General features: G+C 50.1%; 6 protein-coding genes. All 6 read right to left on the bottom strand.

Going from position 1 to position 4,517, the window contains the following annotated elements; translation table 11 throughout:
* Window positions 1-331: 331 nt before the first annotated feature.
* Window positions 332-1,015: a hypothetical protein gene (locus ACFQUU_RS29005; RefSeq protein ID WP_382252076.1), complete on the bottom strand. Its 684-nt coding sequence runs from the start codon at window positions 1,013-1,015 to the stop codon at window positions 332-334.
* A gap of 208 nt (window positions 1,016-1,223) precedes the next feature.
* A complete protein-coding gene (locus ACFQUU_RS29000; protein WP_382252074.1) occupies window positions 1,224-1,829 on the bottom strand; it encodes a GNAT family N-acetyltransferase in 606 nt (201 codons plus the stop codon).
* Between the two features lie 92 nt (window positions 1,830-1,921).
* A complete protein-coding gene (locus ACFQUU_RS28995) occupies window positions 1,922-2,389 on the bottom strand; it encodes a GNAT family N-acetyltransferase (protein WP_382252073.1) in 468 nt (155 codons plus the stop codon).
* Between the two features lie 86 nt (window positions 2,390-2,475).
* Complete coding sequence (locus ACFQUU_RS28990; protein WP_382252071.1) at window positions 2,476-2,907, bottom strand: hypothetical protein; 432 nt, start codon at window positions 2,905-2,907, stop codon at window positions 2,476-2,478.
* Between the two features lie 104 nt (window positions 2,908-3,011).
* Window positions 3,012-3,641: a DUF4272 domain-containing protein gene (locus ACFQUU_RS28985; RefSeq protein WP_382252069.1), complete on the bottom strand. Its 630-nt coding sequence runs from the start codon at window positions 3,639-3,641 to the stop codon at window positions 3,012-3,014.
* An 18-nt stretch (window positions 3,642-3,659) separates the two neighbouring features.
* Window positions 3,660-4,268, bottom strand: a complete 609-nt coding sequence (locus ACFQUU_RS28980; RefSeq protein ID WP_382252067.1) for a GyrI-like domain-containing protein — start codon at window positions 4,266-4,268, stop codon at window positions 3,660-3,662.
* Between the last annotated feature and the right edge of the window lie 249 nt (window positions 4,269-4,517).

Below are 4,517 nucleotides of genomic sequence, written 5' to 3'. Positions count from 1 at the left end.
TATCCTGGAAGGCAGAACGGAATACCATCTTGCACATCAGCATGCAAATAAGATGCTATTCCGTACTGGTTTGCCCGGCAAACCAGTACGGGCAAACTCGACTACATACTGCTGTGAATGACTATAAATGGCCGAACTCGGCATTAGGCAGACTTCCGCGCCGACCGCAGCTACGGGTCATCTTTCAGACATTCGCAAGCCAGGGTTGAAGGCGCGCTGTCGACCCAAACCCGCCAATCACTTTGCTCCAAAGCGGACAATCAACGTTTCAGCTCAGGCCGCGGCCCGTCATGGCCGTCGCGCCTTCAGCAAATTGTTAGACTCCGGCGTCCTACTTAGCACGCCAGCGTGATCCGAAGTTAAATCGATCGTAGGGATCAACGTCAGCCTTTAGCAGGTATTCTTTAAGACCTTTCAGCGCGCCCGAATAGATCTTTGAGAAAAACCCTACCGGAAAAACCAACTCCCAAGAATCATCGCCCTCTGGGTTAGACATTGAGTGATAGTATGGCTGACTTCCGTCGGACGACATTTCCATACCGTAGCCCGGCTCTCGAAACTCGTGCACCAAGTTGTTTCTATAGGTATAGAACAGAGGCACGTACTGGCACGAATAGAGTATTTCAGTAGAACGCTTGTCTGTGGCCAGATGAGACAGTTCACTAAGTTTCGGCGATCCGTTTACCGTCAATACATGCCCACTTGGCCAATGGTTTAAGCGGCCGCGAGCATTCGCATACAAAGGACTAGACTCGAGATCACCTTCCAGAAGTGCCATGCACAACTGGGGAAGACTAACTCGATCAGCGTACGGCCAACCCGCCAGCTCGGCTAGAACGCGACACACGCGATTCCGATGCGTTTCTTCATTTCCAAAGGCAGCCCGCGCAACGGGGTCTAGCGCAGTCGCATAGAGTACCTTTCTATAGAGCAGCGAATTTACCTGATCAATTTTCAGGCCCTGCTCATGGAAGTAATCCACGAATTTGTCTATTGCAGTTGCGTGTGATGACATATCTTCCAGCGTTTAATGTGCGAGATAACCAGCTGCGTAGCTGCCTGAGTTCACCTGCAGGTTAGATGCCGTATGAAAAAACGCTAACAGCGGTTCGATCATGATGTTATGCGATGATGTAACTCAAACTGTACTTTCCCAGTATCCGTTCTGACATGGTCGGCGGCGCTGGAACCTTGTCGCGAGGAACAGACTATTCCTTATTATTCTACGGTGATGCCGGACTCGTCGCGCGTGGTTTGCGGAGCATTGGAAAGATAGGTGGCGACGCCCCAGCCTGAATGGTGCCCAATAACTCAAACCCGTGCTGTTCATAAAAAGGAATGTTCTTTGGATTGCTGGATTCAAGATAGGCCAGCATATTGTCGCGATCGCACGGGATGAGCGCGTGTTTCATTAACGCTGCGCCGTGCCCTTTGCCCTGTTGGGATGGGTCGATCCCAATGAAAGGCAAATACCAATGCGGCTCCTGCGGGTGATAGCGCCCCATCTGTTCAAAGACCGCAAAGAGATCCTTTTGCACCGACGCGGACCCGGTGCGTTGCAGCAGTGTGATCAGCGCGTCTTCGTCAGGGCGAACCTCTGGCGGCAGCCACAGCGCCGCCCCGGAATAACCATCCACGTAGTAGGCACTCTCGTGTGCAAACGCGTTGCCGCCCAATGCCTTGACGAGGTTGGGGAAATGCATGAGGTACTGGTGCGGATCAGGCCACGTCCAACGCGCAGCAGGGTCCGCACTAAACGCCAGTACCACGACAGCAATGGCTGGCGCTTCATCGGATGCCGTAGCAGTCCTGATTATTGGTGGTGTCATGGTTTGCCTCCGAAGGGAAATCTTCAGGATTTGGGGAAATTTAACGTCCAGGTGACCGGCAGTTTGAAAACCTGCCCGTGTCCACTGTCAGGTTATGCAGACTTCGCATTTAAAATTGACCGTACTGACGCACCCATAACTATTTTTTTCGGGCTGGCTGCGAAGTGGTGTTTGCTGTAGAACGACGCTGCAGGTACATCCCTATTGGTCAATAGATATATTGCGATGATGTTATCCCGATCGGCGACTTCCTCGATGAGGAAATCGAGCAGCATCTTACCAAGACCAGTTCGCTGGGAATTTGGCATAACACACATTTCCTGCAGAAGAAAAAGATTTCCGTTAATCCAACCCTCGACTTGACCAAAAGCCATTCCAACAATCTTATGTTCGTGGATAGCCACAGCACCACGGCAGGTTTCAGAGCGAATCATCGGAGCAATACGAGAGTGCGCAGCTGCAGAAGTCCATGGTTCATTCCAAGGTTCTGCTGAAAAGCATGCTGCAAAAAGATCAGCCACTTGTTCGGTGTCGGTCTCGTCGATATTCCTGATTTCCATGGGCTTCATGTTTCCTTCAATCTGCATAACGCCGAGATAACGGGCGTTTCTCAACGGCCAAGTTGATTGTTGTGTTATGCATCTTTTTATCCTTGATAATGGCGCACGCCTTTTATCTTGTCACTCATATCGAAGCATATGTGAAGATAGTCGTAATCCATCTTAAATCCACTACACATTCCCAGCTCGTACACCATACACGATGGATTTTGATGATCCGGTTTTGCGGAGCCAAGCAGTCGCAAGACGTCCTCCTTTGTCGTGCCATCAGAAAGGTAATTTCCCTTTAGATCTCGGTACATGGGTCCACGAACGCAGGCCATCTCAACCTCCATGCACTGTGTGTTGGACGAACATCTAAGAGCATTTTCCCATCTGGCCTTGTTGAAGGTCTCTCCCATGAACGGCAGGTCATGAAGCAAGAATCCGACAAGTTGCTTCCAAAAAAGAACTGCCAGAAGCAACATCATCGGAATCGAAACGAATCCATACCAGAGAACTTTGCGCAAAAGCTTCATCTTGGTTCTTATGTATAACGACTGAATTCACTCACGCCACAGGCGTGGGTGTGCAACGAAGTGTTAAATGTCACGGTACTTATCACCATATGTTTTGTCGTTGGTTAGGTGTCAAGCGGAACATCAGCCCAGGCTTCAGCAACACCAACGACCCAGTCAGCAGCGTGGCGTCTAAAGCTAATACGTGGAAGATTCAGTCGGGAATCTGATTGACCTCCCAGATTCCCCTCAACTGCGCACCAATGTAGCATATACAGAGTGTCTGCTTCCTGAAGCAACTCATCAATTTGACGCAGGGATGCATTGGCGATAAACGGACCCGGATCGGTGCTAGGCTTAGGAAAATGGCTCACTAGTGCTTCGCTGCACGGCGCAAAATGATCGAGCGGGACAAGACTGAGGCTCCATGCCATGAACTGGATGGACTCAACAAGCCAGCTATGAAATGCTTTGGATTGATCGCTTGCATCTTGATTCGAAAGCAGGCTTTGTTCGTCGATGGTTAGTTGCTCCCAAAGAGCAAACCGGCTCAAATCGTTGCGCACTTTCTCAGCAGGGGCACTAAAGCAAAAAGCAGCTAGATAACCTGCTGCAATGGCTCTTGCAGCAACTTCGGCTCCAGACTTTGGCCTTAGATCGTCCAAGGATTCGACAAAGGGCAAATTCTCATTGGCTTTTAATCGCCAGGATGCAAATCGGCGGAATGTTACTTCTCGCAGGTTGATGGGTTCCATGGCTTTTAACGGTTGTCGTCATTGCATCGGCTGACGAATGATCGTTTTCCACTTCTGCGGATCTGCGCGCCTTATATCGCTCAAATAAACCTCGTGGTGCTTTCCGGTTAGGCTTGATCGTGCACCGATGAACGAATGCAGGCGATCGATCGTTGGCCCCTCTTCAGAGAACGGACCAACGTGCAGCACTTGAGCACAACGACCTTCAGCGAATTCCTCTAAGCGTAACCTATCGATGCCGGGAAGCTGCTTCTTCCTACGGACCTCAATAATAGCCGCTTCAATGACTTCATTCGCAACGAAATGGGGCTGCATGATCATCATCGTCCACTTCCATTTTTCTCTATCGTTGGCAACGAAGGCTGACATATCATCCGCCCACCAAAGTCCTTCGAGCGGCATAACTGAATAGTCAAGTTCTTGCGGGCCTTTCTTGACCATGAACTTGGTGGTATAGGACACAGAAAACAATGCCTCAACAGCCTGCGCATATTCTTGGGAAGTGCTCGGATCACCTTCTCCGTCAACCATGAGGAATTTAAACGTAGGCACTTCAACCTGCACGACTTCCTTTGCAGAGACTTGATAAAACTGCCTCAGCTCTTTCTTTACATCAAGCTTCTTCATTCGCGCTAACTCTCCTGATGACGATTAACGTAAAAGTTCACCAGCGCTGAAGGCGCCGGCGTGCAACGGCATGTTAGGCAACATGGCTACCATATGGGCAATCCTGTGCCAAGCTGAAAAGCTGACCTTGCCCCGATTTCACGTACAGCAGGAAATTTGATAATTTCTTGTTTGTACGGAGGAAGCGATGGAAGAGAAGTCAGTACCGAAACGGCAGTACACAGAAGAATTCAAGACCGAAGCGGCACG

This window comes from Herbaspirillum sp. GCM10030257 (assembly GCF_042666555.1).
In the GTDB taxonomy this organism is placed as follows: domain Bacteria; phylum Pseudomonadota; class Gammaproteobacteria; order Burkholderiales; family Burkholderiaceae_D; genus Noviherbaspirillum.
The sequence above is the reverse complement of the archived record's forward strand: the minus strand, read 5'-3'. Positions and strand labels throughout refer to the sequence as shown.

Coding starts and splice junctions, on each gene's coding strand:
- ACFQUU_RS29005 (WP_382252076.1), bottom strand. CDS start 1,015: ATGTCATCACACGCAACTGCAATAGACAAATTCGTGGATTACTTCCAT.
- ACFQUU_RS29000 (WP_382252074.1), bottom strand. CDS start 1,829: ATGACACCACCAATAATCAGGACTGCTACGGCATCCGATGAAGCGCCA.
- ACFQUU_RS28995 (WP_382252073.1), bottom strand. CDS start 2,389: ATGGAAATCAGGAATATCGACGAGACCGACACCGAACAAGTGGCTGAT.
- ACFQUU_RS28990 (WP_382252071.1), bottom strand. CDS start 2,907: ATGAAGCTTTTGCGCAAAGTTCTCTGGTATGGATTCGTTTCGATTCCG.
- ACFQUU_RS28985 (WP_382252069.1), bottom strand. CDS start 3,641: ATGGAACCCATCAACCTGCGAGAAGTAACATTCCGCCGATTTGCATCC.
- ACFQUU_RS28980 (WP_382252067.1), bottom strand. CDS start 4,268: ATGAAGAAGCTTGATGTAAAGAAAGAGCTGAGGCAGTTTTATCAAGTC.